At 54.7% G+C, this 25,117-nt stretch carries 22 protein-coding genes; 4 read left to right on the top strand and 18 right to left on the bottom strand.

Annotated features, from left to right (window positions below):
• Positions 1–8 precede the first annotated feature (8 nt).
• On the bottom strand, positions 9–1,052 hold the full coding sequence (locus tag NA197_RS19545; protein ID WP_001217365.1) for a GMP reductase: 1,044 nt from the start codon (positions 1,050–1,052) through the stop codon (positions 9–11).
• A gap of 225 nt (positions 1,053–1,277) precedes the next feature.
• On the opposite strand from NA197_RS19545, the gene coaE reads away from it, so the two are divergent.
• The 3 genes from coaE to yacG are packed head-to-tail and all read left to right on the top strand — an operon-like array spanning position 1,278 to position 2,842.
• Positions 1,278–1,898 (top strand): dephospho-CoA kinase, encoded by a 621-nt coding sequence (gene coaE, locus NA197_RS19540; protein WP_001622535.1) that lies wholly within the window; start codon positions 1,278–1,280, stop codon positions 1,896–1,898.
• Positions 1,898–2,641, top strand: coding sequence for a cell division protein ZapD (zapD, locus tag NA197_RS19535; RefSeq protein ID WP_000557441.1), 744 nt, complete (start codon positions 1,898–1,900; stop codon positions 2,639–2,641). Before coaE ends, zapD begins: the two co-directional genes overlap by 1 nt.
• Before the next feature lie 9 nt (positions 2,642–2,650).
• Positions 2,651–2,842: a DNA gyrase inhibitor YacG gene (gene yacG, locus NA197_RS19530; RefSeq protein ID WP_001286419.1), complete on the top strand. Its 192-nt coding sequence runs from the start codon at positions 2,651–2,653 to the stop codon at positions 2,840–2,842.
• Here the strand turns inward: yacG and NA197_RS19525 are convergent.
• Complete coding sequence (locus NA197_RS19525; RefSeq protein WP_001538994.1) at positions 2,839–3,780, bottom strand: LysR family transcriptional regulator; 942 nt, start codon at positions 3,778–3,780, stop codon at positions 2,839–2,841. The two genes, yacG and NA197_RS19525, sit on opposite strands and share 4 nt — an antisense overlap.
• Before the next feature lie 85 nt (positions 3,781–3,865).
• Here NA197_RS19525 and NA197_RS19520 point away from each other — a divergent pair, with 85 nt between their 5' ends.
• Positions 3,866–4,855: an aldo/keto reductase gene (locus NA197_RS19520; protein WP_001200034.1), complete on the top strand. Its 990-nt coding sequence runs from the start codon at positions 3,866–3,868 to the stop codon at positions 4,853–4,855.
• 33 nt (positions 4,856–4,888) lie between these two features.
• On the opposite strand, the gene mutT is transcribed toward NA197_RS19520, so the two are convergent.
• The 16 genes from mutT to ftsI form a co-directional block, all read right to left on the bottom strand.
• Entirely contained in the window at positions 4,889–5,284 is a 396-nt protein-coding gene (mutT, locus tag NA197_RS19515) for an 8-oxo-dGTP diphosphatase MutT (RefSeq protein ID WP_000736058.1), read from the bottom strand.
• 151 nt (positions 5,285–5,435) lie between these two features.
• A complete protein-coding gene (gene secA, locus NA197_RS19510) occupies positions 5,436–8,141 on the bottom strand; it encodes a preprotein translocase subunit SecA (RefSeq protein ID WP_064043212.1) in 2,706 nt (901 codons plus the stop codon).
• A gap of 61 nt (positions 8,142–8,202) precedes the next feature.
• A complete protein-coding gene (secM, locus tag NA197_RS19505) occupies positions 8,203–8,700 on the bottom strand; it encodes a secA translation cis-regulator SecM (RefSeq protein WP_000014336.1) in 498 nt (165 codons plus the stop codon).
• Positions 8,701–8,978: 278 nt separating this feature from the next.
• Positions 8,979–9,896, bottom strand: a complete 918-nt coding sequence (lpxC, locus tag NA197_RS19500) for a UDP-3-O-acyl-N-acetylglucosamine deacetylase (protein WP_000595487.1) — start codon at positions 9,894–9,896, stop codon at positions 8,979–8,981.
• 100 nt (positions 9,897–9,996) lie between these two features.
• Complete coding sequence (gene ftsZ / locus NA197_RS19495; protein WP_000462785.1) at positions 9,997–11,148, bottom strand: cell division protein FtsZ; 1,152 nt, start codon at positions 11,146–11,148, stop codon at positions 9,997–9,999.
• Between the two features lie 60 nt (positions 11,149–11,208).
• Complete coding sequence (gene ftsA, locus NA197_RS19490) at positions 11,209–12,471, bottom strand: cell division protein FtsA (protein WP_000588463.1); 1,263 nt, start codon at positions 12,469–12,471, stop codon at positions 11,209–11,211.
• Positions 12,468–13,298, bottom strand: coding sequence for a cell division protein FtsQ (gene ftsQ / locus NA197_RS19485; protein ID WP_000075728.1), 831 nt, complete (start codon positions 13,296–13,298; stop codon positions 12,468–12,470). The genes ftsA and ftsQ overlap by 4 nt, the downstream gene beginning before the upstream one ends.
• Before the next feature lies 1 nt (position 13,299).
• Positions 13,300–14,220 (bottom strand): D-alanine--D-alanine ligase, encoded by a 921-nt coding sequence (locus NA197_RS19480; RefSeq protein WP_000763895.1) that lies wholly within the window; start codon positions 14,218–14,220, stop codon positions 13,300–13,302.
• Positions 14,213–15,688 (bottom strand): UDP-N-acetylmuramate--L-alanine ligase, encoded by a 1,476-nt coding sequence (gene murC / locus NA197_RS19475; RefSeq protein WP_001096070.1) that lies wholly within the window; start codon positions 15,686–15,688, stop codon positions 14,213–14,215. Before murC ends, NA197_RS19480 begins: the two co-directional genes overlap by 8 nt.
• 118 nt (positions 15,689–15,806) lie before the next feature.
• The gene (murG, locus tag NA197_RS19470; RefSeq protein WP_052867545.1) at positions 15,807–16,874 is read right to left on the bottom strand and encodes an undecaprenyldiphospho-muramoylpentapeptide beta-N-acetylglucosaminyltransferase; all 1,068 of its coding nucleotides are present in this window, start codon (positions 16,872–16,874) and stop codon (positions 15,807–15,809) included.
• Positions 16,871–18,115 (bottom strand): cell division protein FtsW, encoded by a 1,245-nt coding sequence (gene ftsW, locus NA197_RS19465; protein WP_001239803.1) that lies wholly within the window; start codon positions 18,113–18,115, stop codon positions 16,871–16,873. The genes murG and ftsW overlap by 4 nt, the downstream gene beginning before the upstream one ends.
• Positions 18,115–19,431 (bottom strand): UDP-N-acetylmuramoyl-L-alanine--D-glutamate ligase, encoded by a 1,317-nt coding sequence (gene murD, locus NA197_RS19460; protein WP_000796445.1) that lies wholly within the window; start codon positions 19,429–19,431, stop codon positions 18,115–18,117. Before murD ends, ftsW begins: the two co-directional genes overlap by 1 nt.
• Before the next feature lie 2 nt (positions 19,432–19,433).
• A complete protein-coding gene (gene mraY, locus NA197_RS19455; protein WP_000964138.1) occupies positions 19,434–20,516 on the bottom strand; it encodes a phospho-N-acetylmuramoyl-pentapeptide-transferase in 1,083 nt (360 codons plus the stop codon).
• On the bottom strand, positions 20,510–21,868 hold the full coding sequence (gene murF, locus NA197_RS19450) for a UDP-N-acetylmuramoyl-tripeptide--D-alanyl-D-alanine ligase (RefSeq protein ID WP_000626636.1): 1,359 nt from the start codon (positions 21,866–21,868) through the stop codon (positions 20,510–20,512). The genes mraY and murF overlap by 7 nt, the downstream gene beginning before the upstream one ends.
• The gene (gene murE / locus NA197_RS19445; protein ID WP_024146780.1) at positions 21,865–23,352 is read right to left on the bottom strand and encodes a UDP-N-acetylmuramoyl-L-alanyl-D-glutamate--2,6-diaminopimelate ligase; all 1,488 of its coding nucleotides are present in this window, start codon (positions 23,350–23,352) and stop codon (positions 21,865–21,867) included. The genes murF and murE overlap by 4 nt, the downstream gene beginning before the upstream one ends.
• Positions 23,339–25,105, bottom strand: a complete 1,767-nt coding sequence (gene ftsI / locus NA197_RS19440) for a peptidoglycan glycosyltransferase FtsI (protein ID WP_000642235.1) — start codon at positions 25,103–25,105, stop codon at positions 23,339–23,341. The genes murE and ftsI overlap by 14 nt, the downstream gene beginning before the upstream one ends.
• Positions 25,106–25,117 lie beyond the last annotated feature (12 nt).

Raw genomic sequence — 25,117 nt, 5'->3', positions numbered from 1 at the left:
CCAGAATATTAGAGGCTATTGAAAATGCGGTTTTCTTGTTCCTGCACCCGAATAAAGGTGGTGCGTTTGGTCAACTCTTTCAGGCGAGACGCGCCGACATAAGTGCAGGCTGAGCGTAGGCCGCCCAGGATATCGCGGGCGGTATTGCCCACCGGCCCACGCAGCGGCAATTTAACCGTTTTACCTTCTGCCGCGCGGTATTTCGCAACGCCGCCGACATGACGGTTCATCGCAGACTCCGAACTCATGCCGTAGAACAGCATAAATTTCTCGCCGTTCTCTTCTACCACGCTGCCGCCGCTCTCTTCGTGCCCCGCCAGCATGCCGCCCAACATAACGAAATCCGCGCCGCCGCCGAAGGCTTTTGCTACGTCGCCTGGCATAGTGCAGCCGCCATCGCTGACGATCATGCCGCCCAGGCCATGCGCCGCGTCAGCGCATTCGATAACCGCCGACAGTTGCGGATAACCAACGCCGGTTTTTACACGCGTCGTGCATACGGAGCCGGGACCAATTCCCACTTTCACGATATCGGCGCCGGAGAGGATAAGCTCTTCGCACATCTCGCCCGTTACCACATTGCCTGCGCAGATTGTTTTTGTCGGCCATGCTTCACGTGCTTTCGCGACGAACTGCACAAAATGTTCTGAATAGCCATTGGCCACATCAATACAGACAAAGTTCAGCGCAGGATTCAGCGCCAGAATCTGCACGGTTTTTTCGAAATCAGCATCAGAGGTCCCGGTGGAAACCATCACATGCTTCAGAACATCAGCCGAAGCCGTGTTGATAAAAGCTGCCCACTCTTCAACGGTATAATGTTTATGTACAGCAGTCAGAATATCAAACCCGGCCAATGCTTGCGCCATTTCAAACGTCCCGACGGTATCCATATTGGCCGCAATAATCGGTACGCCAGACCAGGTCTGACCTGAGTGTTTAAAGGTGAATTGACGTTCCAGTTCGACATCGGAACGGCTTTTGAGGGTAGAACGCTTAGGACGGATAAGAACGTCTTTGAAACCTAACTTCAGATCTTCTTCAATACGCATGTGCGGATTCCTGGGGTTAATGGCGAAAAATCGAAACTCACAACTCCAGTGACGCTATCATACGCACTAATCATGGCCGTACAAGACTGCGAAATTCTCTTTTTTTACGTTACAATCCCATAAATTTACCTGGCGAATAGTAGGTTAATGCTCAGAGCGTATCGTCTTTGTATGCTTAAAATTTAACCTTTTGATTGTCAAACTAAAATTCCGGAAGCTGGAGATATGAGGTATACCGTAGCCTTAACCGGCGGTATTGGCAGCGGTAAAAGTACCGTCGCTGATGCCTTCGCTGACCTCGGAATAACCGTCATCGACGCGGATATTATCGCGCGCCAGATGGTTGAGCCAGGGCAGCCCGCCCTGAACGCAATAGCGGAACATTTTGGTTGTGAACTTATCGCCGCCGACGGCACGTTACGTCGCCGGGCGCTGCGTGAGCGTATTTTTTCGCATCCGGAAGAAAAAGCCTGGCTTAACGCTCTGCTTCATCCCTTAATTCAGCAGGAAACCCAACGACAGTTTCAACAGGCTACGTCGCCCTATGTGTTATGGGTTGTGCCTCTGCTGGTTGAAAACAGGCTGTATCAAAAAGCCAACCGCGTACTGGTGGTTGACGTGACGCCCGAAACGCAGCTCATACGCACAATGCAGCGTGATGATGTTACGCGCGAGCATGTTGAACACATTCTCGCTGCGCAGGCGACGCGTGAAGCGCGCCTTGCCGTGGCGGACGATGTTATTGATAATAACGGCGCACCGGATGCTATCGCATCAGATGTGGCCCGCCTGCACGCCAGTTATCTTAAGCTCGCGTCGCAGTTTGTCTCACAGGAAAAACCGTAATGCACACCCAGGTCCTATTTGAACACCCTCTCAATGAGAAGATGCGTACGTGGCTGCGCATAGAGTTTTTGATCCAACAGCTCTCCATCAACCTGCCAATTGCAGACCATGCTGGCGCACTGCATTTTTTCCGTAACATCAGCGATCTACTGGATGTGTTCGAACGGGGTGAAGTCCGTACCGAACTGCTGAAAGAACTGGAGCGCCAGCAGCGTAAATTACAGGCCTGGGTTGAGGTTCCCGGCGTCGATCAAGACCGTATTGAAGCCCTGCGCCAGCAGTTAAAATCGGCGGGCAGCGTGCTGATCTCCGCCCCGAGGATTGGCCAGCAGCTACGCGAAGATCGCTTGATTGCCCTTGTGCGTCAACGCTTAAGTATTCCTGGCGGCTGTTGCAGTTTCGATTTACCCACTCTGCATATCTGGTTGCACCTACAACAGGCGCAGCGCGACGCCCAGATTGAAAGCTGGCTTGCCAGCCTGAATCCCCTCACCCAGGCGCTGACTTTGGTGCTTGATCTGATCCGAAATTCAGCGCCTTTCCGTAAGCAAACCAGCCTGAACGGTTTTTATCAGGATAACGGGGACGACGCCGATTTGCTGCGTCTTATGCTGACGCTCGATTCACAACTTTATCCGCAAATTTCCGGCCATAAGAGCCGTTTTGCCATTCGCTTTATGCCGCTGGATAGTGAAAATGGTCTGGTGCCGGAGCGTCTTGATTTTGAACTGGCCTGTTGCTAAGGAGTAAAAATGTCTGACGTGACCGTCGTAAACTGTCCGACCTGCGGTAAACCGGTCGTCTGGGGGGAAATTAGCCCCTTCCGCCCATTTTGTTCTAAACGCTGTCAGTTAATTGATTTGGGCGAATGGGCCGCCGAAGAGAAACGAATCGCCAGCAGCGGCGATCAGTCTGATAGCGACGACTGGAGCGAAGAGCGCTAACGGTGATGGCTCTGTTGAGACGGCAATATCGCCTTATGACAAAAATAATCAATAAATACGCGTAGTTTTGGCGCCATATGCGCGCGGCCGGGATAATACAAATAAAACCGGTCCGCCGCAGGCAGCCACTCCTCAAGTACGGAACACAACCGCCCATCCTGTAAGTCTTCATGGACATCCTGTTCAAAAACATAGGTTAGCCCTGCCCCATCACGCGCGGCGGAGAGACGCAACGCTTTATCATTCACCATTAACGCGGCTTCCGGCGTAATTTCCAGCCGTTGCGCTCCATGAACAAACTCCCACCGATATAGCCCGCTCTCACGCGTAAAACGATGGCAAAGGCAGCGGTGATTGATGAGTTCCTGAGGGTGCAGCGGCGTGCCAAAACGCGCAAGGTATGCAGGGGATGCTACGATCGCCGGGCGTAAAACATCACCGAGCGGAACGACATTCATATCAAGTTGTACCGCATCGCCAAAGCGAATACCGGCATCAAAGCGTTCGTTAATTAAATCCACAAAACCGTCATTCACATCGATATCCAGCCGAATATCGGGATAATCGCGCATGAAACCGGCGAGATTAGGTTGTAACAGAAGCGTAGCCGCCGTGCGCGGTACGGTCAGGCGTAATGTCCCTCCGGGTATATCGCGGCTCTGGCGGGCATGTTCCATCGCCTCATCAATATGGTTCAATGCGGGCCTGATACTGGCAAGAAAGGCATGTCCTGCTTCTGTCAAACCGACACGCCGGGTGGTTCGGTTCAACAATTTCACGCCAAGTTCATCCTCCAGTTGACGCATATTCTGACTTAACGCCGACGTGGAAATATGTAACTGCGCCGCTGCCCGCGTGAAGCTATGGTTTTCAGCAATCATGCAAAAAGCATGCAATATGGACATCACATCATGACGCATTATTAAGCCAGCCTTCATAAACCATGCTTATTCCCCCTATTTTTCATCTTATACGCCAGGTATAGACTGCCTGCCATGCTCAAAATAACCTCATGGAGGTAGTATGCAATATCGTACATTAGGCGCAAACGGACCGCGAGTGTCAGCCATCGGACTGGGATGTATGGGCATGAGCGCATTTTACGGCGCTCATGACGACAGCACCTCAATTAAGACGCTACATTATGCGTTAGATCAGGGGGTAACACTGCTCGATACCGCAGATATGTATGGCCCTTATACCAATGAAAGGTTAGTCGGAAGAGCCATCGCCGATCGTCGCGATCGGGTATTTTTAGCGACGAAATTTGGTATCGTTCTCGACCCTGCTAACCCTATGGCGCGTGGCGTCAATGGCAGACCGGAGTACGTTCGCCGTAGTTGTGAGCAAAGCCTGCAACGCCTGGGGGTTGATCATATCGATCTGTACTATCAACATCGCGTTGATCCATCAGTTCCCATAGAAGAGACTGTCGGTGCAATGGCGGACCTGGTGCGCGAGGGAAAAGTGCGTTATCTCGGGCTATCCGAAGCATCAACGCAAACGCTGGAACGCGCCCATAACGTTCACCCTATTACCGCGCTGCAAAGTGAGTATTCGCTTTGGTCCCGCGAAGCGGAAATTTCAGCACTTTCCACCTGTGAACGGTTGGGTATAGGATTCGTCGCTTACAGCCCGCTGGGACGCGGATTTCTGACCGGTACGATTAAAACGCCAGAAGATTTTGCTGCGAATGACTTCCGTCGCACAAATCCCAGGTTCATGGGTGAGAACTTCTCGCGCAATTTACGTCTGGCTGAAGCAATAAAACAAATGGCACGCGAAAAAGAGTGTACCCCCGCACAATTAGCGCTGGCCTGGCTGCTGGCCCGCAACAGGCACATCGTTCCCATTCCCGGCACCCGCCACTGCGCCAGGGTGGATGAAAACCTCGGCGCGTTATCACTGACCCTAAGCCCGCAGGAGCTGGCGGCAATTGAGGCGGTTTTTCCTCACGACGCCGCGGCCGGCCCCCGCTACTGGCCGGAAATTATGTCGACATTAAATCGCTAATAAGATCGATGGGGATCGTGTTGCGATCCCCCACTAAGGCGCAAATTGGCGTAATTTACGAATAATCGGTTCATTGGCCGGCGGAAAATCGTCCGTATTCAACGCGTTTTGCGCGATCCACCGTCCCGGCTGTCCTTCTTTCCCCCACGGTTCGCCCTCCCAGCGTTCAACCAGCCAAAACCACAGCGTAATGTGTCTATCCGGGAATTGATATTCCAGAGTGTCGAATAATGTCACCTGTGTTGGCGTAATCCCCACCTCTTCCTGTAGCTCCCGGATCAACGCCTGCTCTGGTGTTTCGTCGGCTTCAATTTTTCCGCCGGGAAATTCCAGCTTGTTCGCCATATGCGCATCAGCGGCGCGTCGGGTAATAAAAATTTCGTCGTTCGGGTTGCGGATAATCCCAACCGCGATTTGCAGTTTTTTCATCTTGTTGCATCCATAAAAAAGGCGCAGTCGCCTGCGCCTTTTTATCTGTGTTCAATGCCAGGCCGAATAAGCGTAGCGCCCTTCGGCAATAATGCCAGCACCGACCTGATGGCAACACATTATGTCTTATCAGGCCGGTAAGGTTATCGCATTAGCTCAGGCGACCGTGACACTGTTTGTATTTCTTACCGGAACCACAAGGGCAAGGATCGTTACGTCCAATCTTACGTTCGCCGGTTTGGGCGGCCAGATCGGCAGCCACGGCGGCATCGTCATCCTGATGGCTTAGCTGCTGCATCTGCGCCAGGCGCTCCGCCTCTTCGCGACGCTGCATTTCCATCGCTTCGACCTCTTCCGGCATACGTACCTGGACTTTGCTCAGGGTACTGATCACTTCATATTTCAGCGATTCCAGCATCGCGGCGAACATAGCGAAGGATTCGCGCTTGTATTCCTGCTTCGGATCTTTTTGCGCATAGCCGCGCAGATGAATACCCTGACGCAGGTAATCCATCGCCGCCAGGTGCTCTTTCCACAGGGAATCGAGCGTTTGCAGCATCACGCCTTTTTCGAAATGACGCATCATTTCAGCGCCAACCACCTCTTCTTTACGCTGATACACCTCGATGGACTGCGCCAGGATGCGCTCACGCAGCGTCTCCTCATGCAGCTCCGGCTCTTTATCCAGCCATTCGGCAATCGGCATCTCCAGGTCGAAGTCGTTTTTCAGGCGTTCCTGCAAACCCGGGATATCCCACATCTCTTCCAGCGACTGCGGCGGAATGTAGGCGTCGATAGTCGCCTTAAAGACATCTTCGCGAATGCTGTTAATGGTGTCGCTCACGTCAGACACATCCAGCAGTTCGTTACGCTGGGTATAAATTGCACGGCGCTGATCGTTCGCCACATCATCATATTCCAGCAGTTGCTTACGAATATCGAAGTTACGGCTTTCTACTTTACGCTGCGCGTTAGCGATAGCTTTCGTCACCCACGGGTGCTCAATCGCTTCGCCCGGCTTCATCCCCAGTTTACGCATCATACCGGAGACACGATCGGAGGCGAAAATACGCATCAGCGCATCTTCCATCGACAGGTAGAAACGGGAAGAACCCGGATCGCCCTGGCGACCGGAACGGCCACGCAGCTGGTTGTCGATACGGCGGGATTCATGGCGCTCGGTGCCAATGATATGCAGACCGCCGGCAGCCAGAACCGCGTCATGGCGTACCTGCCAGTCTGCTTTAATCTGCGCAATCTGTTCTTCCGTCGGCGCTTCCAGCGCGGCGACTTCCGCCTGCCAGCTACCGCCCAGCATAATATCGGTACCACGACCCGCCATGTTAGTAGCGATAGTGACCGCCGCTGGATAACCAGCCTGCGCAACGATGCCTGCTTCGTTGGCGTGGAATTTTGCGTTCAGGACGTTATGTTTGATGCCCGCTTTGGTCAGCTCTCTGGAGACCACTTCAGATTTCTCGATAGAAATCGTCCCGACCAGCACTGGCTGACCGTTCGCGGTACGTTCTTTAATATCTTCGATAATGGCCTGGATTTTTTCCGCTTCGGTCATGTAGACCAGATCCGGCAAATCTTTACGGATCATCGGACGGTTGGTCGGAACAACGACGGTGTCCAGCTTATAGATAGAGCTAAATTCGAAGGCTTCAGTATCCGCCGTACCGGTCATACCGGCCAGTTTTTCATACAGACGGAAGTAGTTCTGGAAGGTGATAGAGGCCAGCGTCTGGTTTTCATTCTGAATTTCAACGCCTTCTTTCGCTTCTACCGCCTGGTGCAGACCGTCAGACCAGCGACGCCCCTGCATGGTACGACCGGTATGTTCATCAACAATGATGACTTCGCCGTCTTTCACAATGTAATCCACGTCACGGGTAAACAGCGCGTGCGCGCGCAGCGCGGCAGTGACGTGATGCATCAGCATAATATTGCCAGGCGAGTAGAGCGACTCGCCCTCATCCATAATGCCTTCTTGCACCAAGAGCTCTTCAATCAGCACCAGACCGCGTTCGGTCAGGTTAACCTGGCGCGCTTTCTCATCAACGGAGAAGTGGCCTTCGCCCTGGAAAGTGTCAGAATCTTCTTTCTCCTGACGAATCAGGTGCGGAATGATTTTGTTCACTTTTTTGTACATTTCCGAGCTATCTTCCGCCGGGCCGGAAATGATCAGCGGCGTACGCGCTTCATCGATCAGGATGGAGTCGACCTCATCCACCAGCGCATAATGCAGTTTACGCTGCACGCGCTCTTCCGGGCTGAACGCCATGTTGTCGCGCAGGTAGTCAAAACCGTATTCGTTGTTAGTGCCGTAAGTGATGTCGGCAGCGTAAGCTTCACGTTTGGCTGGCGCAGGCATACCTGGCAGGTTGATACCAACGGACATACCGAGGAATTCGAATAGCGGACGGTTGTTTTCGGCGTCACGCTGCGCCAGATAGTCGTTCACGGTTACCACATGAACGCCTTTGCCGGACAACGCGTTCAGGTAGGCTGGCAGCGTTGCGGTCAGCGTTTTACCTTCACCAGTACGCATTTCGGCGATACAGCGATCGTTGAGCACCATACCACCCAATAGCTGAACGTCGAAGTGACGCATCCCAAAGACGCGTTTACTGGCTTCACGCACCACCGCGAACGCTTCCGGAATCAGGCTCTCTACGCTTTCGCCTTTTTCAATACGGGAGCGAAATTCGTTGGTTTTCGCTTTCAGTTCGTCATCGGAGAGTTTTTCCATCTCCGGTTCCATCGCATTAATAAGGCTGACGGCCTTACGCATACGACGCAGCGTACGATCGTTACGGCTACCGAATACTTTGGTTAATAATTTGATTAGCATAATAAAGTCTCAAATGCCCCGCGCCGCGGAGCTACAAATAAAGTAAAAGGGTCTTTTTTCGTTAGCTGAGACGTTGCGGACCGGCGCGGATACCCTGCGCCTGACTTATCCAGGCCGGGATGCTAAATGCGGTTTGTGGCGCAAAATACGCCAGGGAGAGGCGACGAACAATCGCCGGCGGCGTGCCCTCCTGCGTGAGCATCGCGCTGAGCGTATTCAGTAAGGCGATATGATGCGCCTGTAATGGCGACGGCGCGTCGGCAACGGGCAGCGTTTGCGGCGCCATTGCAAAAGAAAGGTGGCGAATCACCGTGCGAATAGCGTGCTGATGCCAGTAATCTACGGTGAAATTGGGACGACGGTTAGAGGCTTCTAACAGCGCAAGATGGCTAAAGTTAACTTTAGACGCGGTGCTGGCGGTCGTCCTTGCAGGCGTATTGGTTTCAGCGGCGTTACTGAGCGCGGGCAAACCAAAACTCGCCGCGACCATCCCTAATAAGAGATGCGGCCAGAAGTATCGTCTGCCTAACTGTCGCCAGCGCGTCAGTATTCCACTCACGTCATTGCCACCTGATATGCCCCTCATGGGCTTACGGAATCAAAACAATTTGCGCACAAATCTTATCATTAAAGCGTACGCGCTACAGCAGTAATGACGAGAAGCTAAGGTGAAAATCGGCTAAGAAAACAGCGAACGCGCCGTGTTTCCATTTAACCCTGTCAAAATGGCTGTATTAAGGAAAGCGCAGATAAAGGATAGTAAAAAAAACGACTGGCTCGCCTGGCCGGAGAGAGTGCCAGGTTAACCAGTCGAATTTTATACGACAGCGTATGTCGTTATGCCAGTACCGTCGAAGGCGCTTTGAAAGCCAACGGCAGTTCTGCGTCGTCCTGGAAGGTCACAAATTCCCAGGCTTCCTGTTTTGCCAGGACTGCCTGTAACAATTTGTTATTCAATGCGTGACCGGATTTATACGCGGTAAACGCACCAATAATATTGTGACCACACATGAACAAGTCACCGATCGCGTCGAGCATTTTGTGACGAACGAATTCATCTTCAAAACGCAGGCCGTCTTCGTTCAATACGCGATAATCGTCAACAACGATGGCACAATCGAAGCTGCCGCCCAGGCACAGGCCGCGGGACTGCAGATATTCGATATCACGCATAAAACCGAAGGTACGCGCACGGCTGATCTGGCGCATGAACGCATCCGCAGAGAAGTTCATCGCGTAGCGCTGGCTGCTGGAATCGATCGCCGGATGGTTAAAGTCGATGGTGAAATCCAACGTAAAACCATTGTACGGTCTGAATTCAGCCCATTTATCGCCATCTTCAACCCGAACAGTCTCTTTGATGCGTACGAATTTTTTGGCGCAGTTCAGTTCATCAATACCGGCATCAAGCAGCAGGTAGACAAACGGAGCGGCACTGCCATCCATGATCGGGATTTCCGGGGCATTAACCTCAATAACGATGTTATCGATACCTAAGCCCGCCAGAGCAGCGTTCAGGTGCTCAACGGTTGAAATCCGTACATCATGCTCATTCACCAGACACGTACAGAGCATGGTATCACGCACAGATTTGGCATCGGCCGGGAAATCTACCGGTGGATTCAAGTCGGTGCGACGATAGATGACCCCGGTATTGGCCGGCGCAGGGCGTAATGTCAGGGTGACTTTTTTGCCGGTGTGTAAACCGACGCCAGTCGCCTGAACGATACGTTTAAGTGTCCTTTGTTTGATCATCGTATAATCTCGCCAAATTACCTATCCAACCGAAGTGTACTATACATTCGGCGGGCCAGTTTAGCACAAAGAGCCCAGAATCCCAAATTCCAGCTAATTCTTAATCAGCTTGCTTACGCAGGAATGCGGGGATATCCAGATAATCCGGCTCTTTCGCCGCCTGTGGTGTATTGTCATTAACCACTTTCGCGACCGTTTTTTGCTCCTGCGTCAGCGGCGCCATACCGTGCTGCTGATAACGATCCAACACCGGCTGCTGCACCTGTTTATTGGTGACCAGAGTGATTTCAGGACGCTTGTCCATACCAATTCCAGTGGCAACAACGGTCACGCGCAGTTCGTCGTTCATATCCGGGTCCAGAGAGGTACCGATAACCACGGTGGCGTTATCCGACGCAAAGGCACGGATGGTGTTACCGACGGTTTCGAACTCATCCAGACGCAGGTCGAAGCCCGCAGTAATGTTGACCAACACGCCGCGCGCGCCGGACAGGTCGATATCTTCCAGCAGCGGAGAAGAAATAGCCATTTCAGCCGCTTCTTCCGCACGGTCTTCACCGCTCGCCACGCCGGAGCCCATCATTGCGTAGCCCATTTCAGACATCACGGTACGCACGTCAGCAAAGTCGACGTTCATCAGGCCCGGGCGGGTGATCAGCTCTGCGATGCCCTGAACCGCGCCTTTCAGCACGTCGTTAGCCGCGCCGAACGCGTCGAGCAGGGAGATACCACGGCCCAGCACTTTCAGCAGCTTGTCGTTCGGGATGGTGATCAACGAGTCCACATGCTTGGACAGCTCGGTGATACCCTGCTCCGCAAATGCCATGCGCTTTTTGCCTTCAAAATTGAAAGGCTTAGTCACCACGGCAACGGTCAGAATACCTAAATCTTTTGCCACTTCAGCAACCACTGGCGCCGCGCCGGTTCCGGTACCGCCGCCCATGCCTGCCGCGATAAATACCATGTCTGCGCCTTCAAGCGCCGCACGCAGCGCTTCACGGTCTTCGTCCGCCGCGTTACGACCGACTTCCGGGTTAGCGCCAGCGCCCAGACCTTTGGTAATGCCGCTACCAATTTGAATGGTCTGGCCAACCGCCGTTTTACGCAACGCCTGAGCGTCGGTATTCACCGCGAAGAATTCAACACCTTCGATGCGCTCGCGCACCATGTGTTCAACAGCGTTACCGCCGCCACCACCGACGCCGATGACTTTAATCACCGCGTCGTTGGTTAGTTCCATAGGTTCAAACATAATCTCTCTCCGTCATGTGCCTGTCGCCTGAGGCCGTAATATCTGGCGGCCTCATAAAAATTAAAACTCTTTTCGCAGCCAGCTATTAAGTCGCTTGATCCACGAGCCAACTGATGCCGTAACACGTTTTTCCACTTCTGCTTCACCGTTTAAGTGGGACTCTTTCCCGTAGTGAAGCAATCCCACCGCCGTTGAGTAATACGGCTCCTGGGCATAATCCGTCAGACCGGTGATATTCAGCGGCGCGCCGATACGCACCTGCGTATGAAACACGCGCTGAGCGCAAGCAGCAAGCCCTTCGATTTGCGCCGCGCCGCCGGTTAACACAATCCCCGCCGCCAGGTGATGTTTTACCCCTTGTTGGCGAAGCTGTTCCTGTAATTGCAATATCTCTTCGTTGACCAGATTGAGCAGCTCGGTGTAACGCGGCTCAATCACTTCCGCCAGCGTCTGACGTTGCAGGCTGCGCGGCGGACGCCCGCCTACGCTCGGTACTTCAACGCTTTCGTCTTTACCGACAATGGAACCCAGCGCGCAACCGTGGCGAACTTTAATGGCTTCAGCATCGCTCGGCGGCGTACCAAAGGCATAAGCGATATCGCTGGTCACCACGTTCCCCGCGTAAGGGATCACTTTGGTATGACGCAGCGCGCCGCCAGTATAAACGGCGATATCCATTGTACCACCGCCGATATCCACGACACAGACGCCCAGTTCACGTTCATCTTCCGTTAACACGGAATAACTGGCCGCCAGTCCGGCAAATATCAGTTGGTCAACTTTCAGACCACAACGTTCAACAGCTTTGACAATGTTTTTTGCCATATCGTTGTGGCAGGTAATCAAATGTACTTTCGCCTGCATACGCACGCCGGAAAGACCGACCGGATTTTTAATGCCTTCCTGGTAGTCAATGGCGTACTCCTGAGGAATCACATGCAGCACGCGATGTTCATCGCGCACGCGCACTGACTTCGCAGTATGCACGACGTTTTCCACATCTTCCTGCGTCACTTCCTCTTCGGAAATGGGCACCATACCAATTTCATTCTGACAGCTAATATGTTTGCCGGAAAGCGCCAGATATACCGAGGAGATCTGGCAATCAGCCATCAATTCCGCCTGGTCAATGGCGCGCTGAACGCATTTCACCACTGACTCAAGGTCATTCACCCCGCCTTTATCCATACCCCGCGATGGGCAACTGCCCACGCCAATGATATTGACCATACCGTCGGGCAGAACTTCCCCTACTAAAGCGGCAACCTTCGCGGTGCCAATCTCCAGTCCTACTACCAGTTTTCTGTCCGTCGCCTTGATCATTGTTGTTCTGCCTGTGCCTGATTCTGTTGCTGATTAGATTCCTCAGGGGGGAGCGGCGCCCAGCCAACTGCCGCACCTGAGTCATAACGCAAATCAACGTAGCTAATCCGTTTGCCATCGGTTTGCGCCTGCTGCTGTAAAACCGGATAGAGTTCTACAAAGCGAGCCAACCTTTTCATCGTATCGCCCCTGCCGAGATTGAGCTTAATACCGTTATTAAGCGTCAATTGCCAGGAGCGACGTGCGGTCATCGCCGCTTCCTTCAGAGTGAATTTATCCTTAGCCAGCACCTGCCCCATCTCGCGGTATCCCTGCAACACTTCACTCGCGCTGCCTTCCGGGCCATACAACATGGGTAAAACCTGTTTGCCGATGCGGTCTGACGGCACGCTGAAGGTATTCCCTTCAGCATCGACCATATGTTGATCATTCCAACGCGCAATCGGCACATATTCAACCAGATGAATCTTCAATTCATCAGGCCACTGTTTTCTGACGCTGGCCTGTTTAATCCACGGCAAACGCTCAATCTGGCTCTGGATAATGTTCACATCCTGCGTCATGAAGGTTCCCGGCGCGCCCAGAGCCAGTATCGCCTGACGGATATCATCGTTACGCGTGTAGTGACGCTCGCCGGTTAATACCAGCTTTGATAACGGTAAACGCTGCGCATCTTCCATCCACCCTAACACGACCCACCCGCTAACAAACACGGTGCACAGTACCGTCAGCAGGAATAAAATTCCTGCAAGACGCGTTCCATTATTGCGGCGTGAAGAAGGCGTCTCTTCATCACTGTTTCGCGTGTTCAGCGCAGCCTGCGACATATCAGTCCGCCAACTCCAGAATTCGTACCACTAACTGCGAGAAGCTCATTCCCGCCTGACGCGCCGCCATCGGCACCAGACTATGGCTGGTCATCCCCGGAGAAGTATTGGCTTCCAGCAGATAAAACTGACCATCGCTGTCCAGCATGACGTCAATACGCCCCCATCCCGTGCAGCCTAAAGCTTTCCATGCCTGCAGGACGAGAGACTGTAGCGCGGCTTCCTGGGACGCTTCTAAACCGGCAGGGCAGAAATACTGAGTCTCATCAGAGAGATACTTCGCCTCATAATCATAGAAGGTTCCTGCCGGTTGGATACGAATTGACGGTAAAATTTCTTCGCCAACTATCGCCACCGTAAATTCCGGACCGCACAGCCATTTCTCAATCAGTATTTCGTCATCATGCTGAAAAGCCAATGATAACGCACCCTGTAAAGCATTTTCTTCTACTACTTTCGTCATACCGACGCTGGAGCCTTCACGGCTGGGTTTGACGATCAGCGGTAAACCCAGCGCCGAAATTCGCGCTTTTTGTTCTTCGCTAAGGCCTTTTTCAAACTCAGCGCGCGTCAGCGCGACCCACGGGGCAACCGGTAAGCCTGCGCCCTGCCACAGCAATTTACTGCGCAGTTTATCCATTGAAAGCGCCGAGGCCATCACGCCGCTGCCGGTATAAGGCAGGCCGAGCAGTTCAAGCATTCCCTGTAAGGTGCCATCTTCACCGCCACGGCCATGCAACGCAATAAAGACCTTCTGAAAGCCCATTGCTTTAAGCTGCGCGACATCGACCTCTTGCGGATCGACGGGATGCGCATCAATGCCGCCTTCACGTAACCCGGCCAACACTGCCGCGCCGGAATTTAACGAAACGTCCCGCTCCGCAGAGGTTCCGCCCAACAGGACCGCGATTTTATCAGCCATGTTGCTCTTCCTCCTGGATTTGCGGCTTCAGCTTGATTTCAGATAAGTAACGCGCAATTTTGCCAACATTTCCTGCGCCTTGCACTAATATCAAGTCGTTACCCGTCAGCACCGGCGCTAACATTGTCGCAACCTGAGCCGGATCGGAAACCAGAATCGGGTCAATTTTTCCCCGATTACGAATCGTACGACATAAAGAACGGCTATCCGCGCCCGGAATCGGCGCTTCGCCCGCCGGGTAAACGTCCAGCATCAGCAGCGCATCAACCTGGGTCAGCACATTGGCGAAATCGTCATACAGATCGCGCGTGCGCGTGTAACGATGCGGCTGAAACAGCATCACCAGGTTTTTATCCGGCCACCCTGCTCGCGCAGCTTTAATGGTGGCGTCCACTTCGGTCGGATGATGACCATAGTCATCCACCAGCATCGCCGTCCCGGCTTTACCATTCACCGGCTCAAGCGGGAACTCGCCGAGGAAGTCAAAACGACGCCCGGTCCCCTGGAAGCTTTCCAGCGCGCGCAGGATAGCGTCATCGGCGATGCCTTCTTCGGTCGCTACCGCCACTGCCGCAGCGGCATTCAGGGCATTGTGGCGACCCGGCGCATTCAACGTGACATGCAGATCCGGCATTCCCTGGCGCAACAGCGTAAAGTGCCCCTGCGGCCCTATCTGCTGATAATCTTCTACGCGGACGTCAGCATCCTCGCTAAAGCCATACGTCGTGGTCTGACGCCCCACCCGCGGCAGCAACTCGCGGATGACCGGATCGTCGACGCACATTACCGCGCGACCGTAGAACGGCAGGTTATGCAGGAAATTAATAAACGTCTGCTTTAAATTTTCAAAGTCGCCATGATAGGTATCCATATGGTCGGCTTCGATGTTGGTGACGATCGCGACCATCGGCTGCAAATGCAGGAAGGACGCGTCGCTCTCATCTGCCTCGGCAATCAGGTAACGACTATGGCCCAGACGCGCATGAACGCCTGCGGCTTTCACCAGTCCGCCATTCACGAAAGTCGGGTCCAGCCCCGCTTCGGCATAAATACTGGACACCATCGCGGTCGTTGTGGTTTTTCCGTGCGTCCCGGCAATGGCGATGCCGTGGCGAAAACGCATCAGTTCCGCCAGCATTTCCGCACGGCGAATAACCGGAATACGCGCTTCATGCGCCGCGACAATTTCCGGGTTATCCGCGGAAATTGCGCTGGAAACAACGACCACGCTGGCATCACGCACATTTTCCGGACGATGATTAAAGAAAATCGTCGCCCCCAGGCTCGTCAACTGCTGGGTCACCGGATTCGGCGCTAAATCGGAACCACTGATCTGATACCCTTCATTGGCCAGAACTTCGGCAATACCGCCCATACCAGCACCACCGATGCCGACAAAGTGAATGTGCCGAACGCGACGCATTTCGGGCACGATGGAACGCAGTTTTGCCAGTTGTTGTGTATTCATTCTTTACGCCATTAACTCCAATACCCGCCATACTTCAAATTGCAGATGCGTTGGCTTGCCTGCAACCCAAATTATTGAGGGTAGAAAAACCCTGCGATGCAAAAGGCACCGCCACAAATTATGTCCGGGCAACCCGGCTGACTTCACTGGCGACGCGCTCGGTAGCATCCGGAATGGATACCGCGCGGGCACGCTCCGCCATGGTTAACAACGCCTCGCGCGACCACCCCGCCAGGGTGTCGGCGACAGCCTCTACAGTAAACTGCGGCTGCTCAAAAATCTTAGCTGCGCCGGCGTTTTCTAACGGCAGCGCATTCCAGTACTGCTGCCTGTCTTTATGCTGAAACGGCACGAATATCGCCGGTAACCCGGCGGCGGCGATCTCGCTCACCGTTAAAGCGCCGGAACGACATACCACTACATCCGCCCACGCATAGGCGGCGGCCATGTCATCGATAAATTCCGTCACCTTATGCTGCGGTTGTCCCGCCCCGGCATACGCCTGCTCTACCGTGAGCTGCGCGCCTTTTCCGCTTTGATGCCAGATTGTAACCGTATCGCCCAGTCTGGCGGCAACCTGCGGCATCGTCTGGTTCAGGACTCGCGCCCCCTGAGAACCGCCGACCACCAACACGCGAATCGGGCCGTCACGACCGGCCAGACGCACCTGCGGCAACGGCAACGCCAGTACGTCGGTACGCACCGGGTTACCCACCACTTCCGCGTTCGGAAACGCACCGGGAAACGCCTGCATCACCGTGGTCGCGATTTTGGCCAGCCACTGATTGGTTAGTCCGGCGATACCGTTTTGCTCATGCAGGACGACCGGAATACCCAATGACCAGGCGGCAAGACCGCCGGGGCCGGAAACATAACCGCCCATTCCCAGCACGACATCCGGCTTAAACCGCTTCATGATCGCCCGCGCCTGCCGCCAGGCGTTAAAAATCCGCAGCGGCGCCGCCAGAAGCGCTTTTACGCCTTTACCGCGCAGACCGGAGATCCGAATAAAGTCAATGTCGATGCCATGCTTCGGCACTAAATCCGCTTCCATACGATCGGCGGTACCCAGCCAGCGAACCTGCCAGCCCTGGGCCATTAAATGATGCGCAACGGCCAGTCCCGGGAACACGTGCCCGCCGGTACCGCCCGCCATCACCATTAACCGCTTCGGTTGACCATTCATCGAGAACCTCGTGTAAACGCCTGCGCTTTTTCCAGACGCGTTTCATAATCAATACGTAATAAAAACATAATGGCCGTCGACATAATCAACAGACTCGACCCGCCATAACTGATCAGCGGCAGCGTAAGACCTTTGGTCGGCAGCATCCCCGCGGCCGCGCCAACGTTTACCAGCGCCTGGAAACTAAACCAGATACCGATAGAACACGCTAAAAATCCGGAAAAACGGTGGTCAATCTCCAATGCCTTACGGCCAATCGACATCGCGCGAAAAGCGACGAAGAATACCATTAAAAGCGCCAATACCACACCGATATAACCCAGTTCTTCCCCAATAATGGCGAAGATGAAATCGGTGTGCGCCTCCGGCAAATACTCCAGTTTCTGCACCGAATTCCCCAGCCCTTGCCCCCATATCTCACCGCGACCAAAAGCCATCAGCGACTGCGTCAGCTGATAACCGCTGCCGAACGGATCTTCCCAGGGGTTCCAGAACGAGGTAACGCGGCGAATACGATACGGTTCGGCGAGGATTAACAGAATCACCGCCGAGATGCCCATCCCGATAATGGCGATGAACTGCCATAATTTCGCCCCGGCAAGAAACAGCATCGCCAGCGTGGTGACAAACAGTACGACCACCGTCCCGAGGTCAGGCTGCGCCAGCAGTAACACCGCCAGCACCAGAATCACGCCCATTGGTTTTAAAAAGCCGCGCAGGTTATTTCGCACTTCATCAACCTTACGCACCAGATAGTTCGCGAGGTAGCAGAACAGCGACAGCTTGGTAAACTCCGCAGGCTGAATACGCAGCGGCCCCAGCGCAATCCAGCGCGACGCCCCGTTAACCGAGCTCCCGACGACCAGCACGATAAGCAGCATAATGATCGACGCAATCAGCATCGTCGTGCTGTATTTTTGCCAGAAGGTCATGGGCAAACGCAGCGTGACCATCGCCAGACAAAATGCCAGGAAGATATAGAGCGCATCACGTTTGGCAAACAAAAACGGATCGTTCGCCAGGCGCTGCCCGACTGGCATGGAGGCCGACGTCACCATGACAAAACCAATCGCCGCCAGCCCGAAGGTCAGCCATAGCAGCGTGCGGTCATACATGATCAGACTGTCGGCGTCTTTATCGCGCGAAGCCATCACCCAGCCTTTAAGCGCCGCAAACAGCCAGGCCAGGAGGCCAAAGCCTGGTACGCGCGGCATTCTCAGACGGGGGAGAGATAAACGCATCAACCTAACTCCTTCGCCAGACGGGTAAAGACATCGCCCCGTTGCTCAAAATTTTTAAACTGATCGAGGCTGGCGCAGGCGGGCGACAGCAGCACCATATCACCCGGCTGAACGCGCGGCGCCAGCAAACGCATCGCCTCTTCCATCGTCTCAGTCTGTTGGGCGATTTCCGGACGCAGCGCGGCAAGCTGCGCGCCATCGCGCCCAAAGCAATACAGGCGGATACGATCGCCGGTCAGATAGCGTGTCAGCGGAGAAAAGTCTGCCGACTTACCGTCGCCGCCCAGCAGCAGATGTAGCGTACCGTCCACATGCAAACCGTTTAGCGCCGCTTCGGTACTGCCGACGTTGGTCGCTTTCGAGTCGTTGATCCAACGTACGCCGTTATGCTCCAACGCCAGCTGGAAGCGATGCGCCAGACCGGTAAATGTCGTCAACGCCTTCAAACTGCTGGCGCGCGGCAGACCTACGGCATCCGCCAGCGCCAGCGCCGCTAACGCATTGGTATAGTTATGCTGACCGGAAAGCTTCATCTCTTTCACGTTCAGCACCTTCTCGCCTTTGACTCGCAGCCAGGTTTCGCCCTGCTGACGATTAAGGTGATAATCGCCCATATTGACGCCAAAGCTGACGCATCGTTCATCGGCCCCGCGTACCGGCATCGTCAACGCGTCATCGGCATTCACTACGCACACTTTCGCCTTCTCGTAGACGCGCAGTTTCGCCGCCCGGTACTGTTGCAAACCAAACGGATACCGGTCCATATGATCTTCAGTGACGTTGAGCACCGTTGCCGCCGCCGCTTGCAAACTTGAGGTAGTTTCCAGTTGGAAACTGGATAATTCCAGCACGTACAATTCGCGATCGGCATCCAGCAGCATCAGCGCCGGAAGACCGATATTGCCGCCAACGCCGACATTGACGCCCGCCGCTTTCGCCATCTCGCCCACTAAGGTGGTCACGGTGCTTTTGCCGTTCGAGCCGGTGATGGCCACAATCGGCGCCTGCGCTTCGCGGCAAAACAGTTCGATATCGCCGACAATTTCCACTCCAGCGCTGGCGGCAGCGCTAAGAGAGGGATGTGCCAGAGCAATACCAGGGCTGGCGACGATTAAATCCGCCGCTAAGAGCCACTCGTCGTTCAGGCCGCCAACGTGACGCTCAACCTCTTGCGGCAGCTTATCCAGACCCGGCGGCGTCACGCGAGTATCCATCACCCGCGGCGTCACGCCGCGAGCGAGAAAAAAGTCCACGCAAGAGAGTCCGGTTAAGCCCAGACCAATAATGACGACGTTTTTGTCCTGGTAATCAGCCATGATTAACGTACCTTCAGCGTTGCCAGGCCAATCAGCACCAGCATCAGCGAAATAATCCAGAAGCGCACAATCACGCGCGGTTCCGGCCAGCCTTTCAGTTCATAGTGGTGATGGATAGGCGCCATACGGAAAATACGCTGTCCGCGTAGTTTAAAGGAACCCACCTGCAGGATGACCGACAGAGTTTCCACCACAAAGACGCCGCCCATGATCACCAGCAGAAATTCCTGACGCAGCAGCACGGCGATAATGCCCAACGCGCCGCCCAACGCCAGCGATCCGACATCGCCCATAAAAACCTGCGCCGGATAGGTGTTAAACCACAAGAATCCTAATCCCGCGCCGACAATCGCCGTACAGACAATCACCAGCTCGCCCGCATGGCGTAAATACGGAATATGCAGGTAATTGGCGAAGTTCATGTTCCCGGTCGCCCAGGCCACCAGCGCAAAGCCGGCGGCAACGAAGACAGTCGGCATAATCGCCAGACCATCAAGCCCGTCGGTCAGGTTCACGGCGTTACCCGTACCGACGATGACAAAGTAGGACAGCAGAATGTAAAACAGCCCCAATTGCGGCATAACATCTTTAAAGAACGGCACCACCAGTTGGGTCGCGGGCGTGTCTTTCCCGACGAGATAAAGCGCAAAGGCCACGCCGAGCGCGATAACCGACATCCAGAAATATTTCCAGCGCGCAATCAGCCCTTTGGTATCTTTCCGCACCACTTTGCGGTAGTCATCGACAAAACCGATAATGCCGTAGCCAATCAATACCACCAGCACGCACCAGACGTACGGATTAGACGGGTAAGCCCATAACAGAACGGAAATCACAATCGCCGTCAGGATCATGATGCCGCCCATCGTCGGCGTACCGCGTTTACTGAAGTGCGATTCCGGGCCATCGTTACGTACCACCTGGCCAAAAGAGAGTTTTTGCAGACGAGCGATCATACGCGGGCCCATCCATAAAGAGATGAACAGCGCGGTCAACAGGCTGACGATGGCGCGAAACGTCAGATAAGAAAAGACGTTAAAGCCGGAATAATATTTGACCAAATGCTCGGCCAGCCAAACTAACATGAACCTTTCTCCTGTAACGCATGAACCACATCTTCCATCGCGGCGCTGCGTGATCCTTTCACTAAAATAGTCATCATTGGTTGCTCCTGAAGCAGAGCGTGTAAACGCGCAATGAGCGCGGCTTTATCGGCAAAATGTTCGCCGACGCCGCTGGCGTGGCTGATAGCCTGACTGAGTTTTCCGGTGCTTAACACGCGATCAATACCCGCCGCTTTTGCGGCCTCGCCAACCTGGATGTGGCACGCTTCGCTTTCTGCGCCCAGCTCGGCCATATCGCCTACCACCAGCACACGGTAGCCGGGCATTTCAGAAAGGACCTGCACTGCGGCGGTCATCGAACCGACGTTGGCGTTATAAGCGTCATCCAGTACCAGTTGGTTTTCACTTAGCTGAATCGGGAACAGACGCCCGGGTACGGCTTTTAACGCCGCCAGCCCTGCTTTAATCGCCGTCAGCGTAGCCCCCACCGCCATTGATAAAGCAGCGGCCGCCAGCGCGTTGGCAATATTGTGCCGCCCCGGCAACGGCAGCAGCACATCAATGCTGCCCATCGGCGTTTGCAGGGTAAATTCAGTACCGTGTGACGTCACGTGAATATTCGCAGCGGTAAAGTCGCTGTTTGCCGCATTCGGCGAAAAGCGCCACACCTGACGATCGCCAATAATGCTTTGCCAGTTCAGCCAGTCATTATTATCGGCATTCATAATCGCGATACCGTTCTCAGGCAAACCGGTATAGATTTCGCCTTTCGCTTTCGCCACGCCGGCCAGCGAGCCGAAACCTTCCAGATGCGCCGCCGCCAGGTTATTGACCAGCGCCGCTTCCGGGCGCGTCAGGCTAACGGTCCAGGCGATTTCTCCCTGGTGATTAGCGCCTAACTCGATTACCGCATAGTCATAATCATGGTTTAAGCGCAGCAGCGTTATCGGCACGCCGATGTCGTTGTTAAAATTGCCTGCGGTATACAGAGTATTTCCGCACTGGCTAAGAATCGCGGCGGTCATCTCTTTGACCGAGGTTTTGCCGGACGAACCGGTTAACGCCACCACCCGCGCCGGTACCTGCATACGTACCCAGGCGGCCAGTTGGCCAAATGCCTGACGCGTGTCTTTTACAATCACCTGCGGAAGATCGATATCCAGAGGACGACTGACCAGCAGGGCGCCAGCGCCGTTCGCTTTTGCTTTATCAGCAAAATCATGCGCATCAAAGCGTTCCCCTTTCAGCGCCACGAACAGGCATCCCGGCGTCACTTTCCGTGTGTCGGTAATGACCGTATCGAGCGTGAGATCCGCCCCGCGGTGTTCGGCGCCAAGGACATCGGCAATTTTGCTGAGCGTTACGCTAATCATGCGATCACCCCCAGCAAACGCGCTGCGGTCACGCGGTCTGAATAATCAAGACGCTGCGTGCCGACAATCTGGTAATCCTCGTGCCCTTTACCTGCAATCAGCACGACGTCATTGTCTTTTGCCTGCATAATGGCATTGGTTACCGCCTCAGCGCGGCCTTCCATTACCCTGACCTGCCCGGCGTCCAGCATTCCGGCCAGAATATCGTTGATAATGGCGCGCGGCTCCTCGGTACGCGGGTTATCGTCAGTCACCACGACGATATCCGCGAATTCTTCGGCAATGGCCCCCATGAGTGGGCGCTTACCTTTGTCACGATCCCCGCCACAGCCAAAGACGCACCACAATTTTCCGGCGCAGTGCAGGCGCGCCGCCTGCAACGCTTTTTCCAGCGCATCCGGCGTGTGCGCGTAATCCACCACCACCGTCGGTTTGCCTGGCGCAGTGAACACTTCCATACGCCCGCAAACCGGCTGCAAACGCGCGGCGGTTTTCAGCAAATCCGTTAACGGATAGCCCAGCGCCAGCAGCGTCGCCAATGCCAGCAGTAAGTTGCTGACGTTAAACGCGCCCATCAGGCGGCTTTCGATTTCGCCTTCACCCCAACTTGAAGCAAAACGAATCGTCGCTCCGCGGTCGTGGTACTCCACCGCCTCCGCTTTCAGCCAACGACCGTGACAGTTAGGGTTGATATGCCCTTCCATCGATACTGCGACCGCATCGGGTAGCGACGCCAGCCAGCGGCGTCCAACTTCATCATCGGCGTTGACGATTGCCTGACCGTGATGGTGGGTGGAATAAAGCATCCATTTTGCCGCCTCGTAATGCGCCATATCGCCATGATAGTCGAGATGGTCGCGGCTCAAATTAGTAAACACGGAGGCGGCAAATTTCAGCGCCGCCACGCGATGCTGCACCAGGCCGTGAGAAGAGACTTCCATCGCGCCGAAGGTCGCGCCCTGCGCAACCAGATTGGCCAGCACATGCTGAACATCCACTGCGGAACCGGTTGTGTTCTCCGTCGGGATCACTTTACCCAACAGTCCGTTACCTACCGTCCCCATCACTGCGCTGGTTTCGCCGAGCAACTGGCTCCACTGCGCCAGTAGTTGGGTGGTGGTGGTCTTGCCATTGGTGCCGGTCACCGCCACCAGACGCATGTTTTCAGATGGCTCATGGTAAAAGCGGCCCGCCAGCGCAGATAAACGCTCATTGAGCTGGCTGAGATAGACGACCGGTACGCCGTGCATTTCGCGAATCTCACCGTCGGTCGCCTCGTCTTTCGCCTCTGCAATAATGGCAGCTACGCCTTGCGCTATCGCCTGCGGGATATATCGACGCCCGTCCGCCTGATGACCCACCACTGCCACAAAGAGATCGCCCGCCGCAGCCACACGGCTGTCGAGCGTCATCTCTCGCAGTTCTCGCGCGGGTAGTCCAGCCACCCACGGAGCAAGAAGGTCGCGCAAATTACGATCTGCCACCTGTTCCCTCGCCTTGATTAATTACGAATTCATTTTTTTCGCCCGTTGCCAGCGCGTCCGGTTCGATGTTCATGGTGCGCAGAACGCCGCCCATGATGGCACCAAATACCGGCGCGGAAACGGCGCCGCCGTAGTATTTACCCGCCTGCGGATCGTTGATGACAACCACCAGCGCGAAGCGCGGCTGACTCGCAGGCGCGACGCCTGCGGTGTAAGCAATGTATTTGTTGATGTAGCGACCGTCCGGCCCCACTTTTTTCGCCGTACCGGTTTTAATCGCGATACGGTAGCCTTTAATTGCCGCCTTCACGCCGCCGCCGCCCGGCAGCGCCACGCTTTCCATCATATGCACCACGGTGCGTACGGTGGATTCAGGGAAGATGCGTTCGCCGGGTACAGGCGGATCAACTTTGGTAATCGACAGCGGGCGATAAATGCCATAGCTGCCGATCGTTGCATAGACTCGCGCTAACTGTAACGGCGTTACCATTAGCCCGTAGCCGAAAGAGAAGGTGGCCCTCTCTATGTCGGACCACCGTTGTTTTTGAGGATATAAGCCACTGCGTTCTCCGACCAACCCCAAATTGGTCGCCTTTCCTAGCCCAAAACGTGAGTAAGTATCTACTAACGCTGAGGACGGCATCGCTAACGCCAGTTTGGATACACCGACGTTACTCGACTTCTGTAGAACCCCGGTCAGGGTTAATTCGCTGTAGCGCGCCACGTCTTTAATTTCGTGGCCGTTAATTCGGTATGGAACGGTATTCAACACCGTATTTTCGTTGACGATACCGCGCTGAAGCGCAGTCATTACCACCATCGGCTTAACCGTAGAACCCGGTTCAAACACGTCGGTGATGGTACGGTTACGCATCGCGTCTTTCGGCGTACCGGCAAGGTTGTTGGGGTTATAGGAAGGGCTATTCGCCATCGCCAGTACTTCACCGGTATTGACATCGACCAGCACCGCGCTACCGGATTCCGCCTTGTTAAACGCCACCGCGTTGTTCAGTTCGCGGTAAACCAGCGCCTGTAAGCGTTCATCAATGCTTAACGCCAGGTTGTGCGCTGCCTGACTGTCAGTGGAGGAGATATCCTCAATCACGCGGCCATAGCGGTCTTTACGCACGATTCGCTCGCCAGGCTGACCGGTAAGCCACTTATCAAAGCTCTTTTCAACGCCTTCAATCCCCTGACTGTCGACGTTGGTAAAACCGATGAGGTGAGCGGTTACTTCTCCTGACGGGTAGTAGCGGCGGGACTCTTCACGCAAATGAATGCCCGGCAGTTTGAGTTTTTTGATGTAGTCCGCCATGTCAGGATTTACCTGGCGCGCCAGATAAATAAAACGCCCTTTCGGGTTGGCGTTGATACGGGCGGAGAGCTGATCGAGCGGAATATTGAGCGCAGTAGAAAGCGCTTTCCAGCGATCGCCAACGCTGATGCCGCCGGCGTCATGAACTTCTTTCGGGTCGGCCCAGATCGCCTTAACCGGTACGCTGACCGCCAGTGGACGCCCGGAACGGTCGGTAATCATACCGCGTGAGGTGGAGACTTCCTGAACACGCAGCGAACGCATATCACCCTGACGCACCAGCATATCCGGGGCGATAATCTGTAGCCACGCCGCGCGTCCAAGTAAAAAAACCAGCGCCAGTAAAATACAGCCGCACAGCAACGCAAAACGCCAACTGATGAAGTTGGTCTGTTCTTCCTGGCGTTTCGATTTTTGCGTTTTTGCCGCTGCTTTCATGCGTCGCGTTTA

It is taken from the genome of Salmonella sp. NW884, assembly GCF_051700745.1.
GTDB classification, from domain to species: domain Bacteria; phylum Pseudomonadota; class Gammaproteobacteria; order Enterobacterales; family Enterobacteriaceae; genus Salmonella; species Salmonella enterica.
The sequence above is the reverse complement of the archived record's forward strand: the minus strand, read 5'-3'. Positions and strand labels throughout refer to the sequence as shown.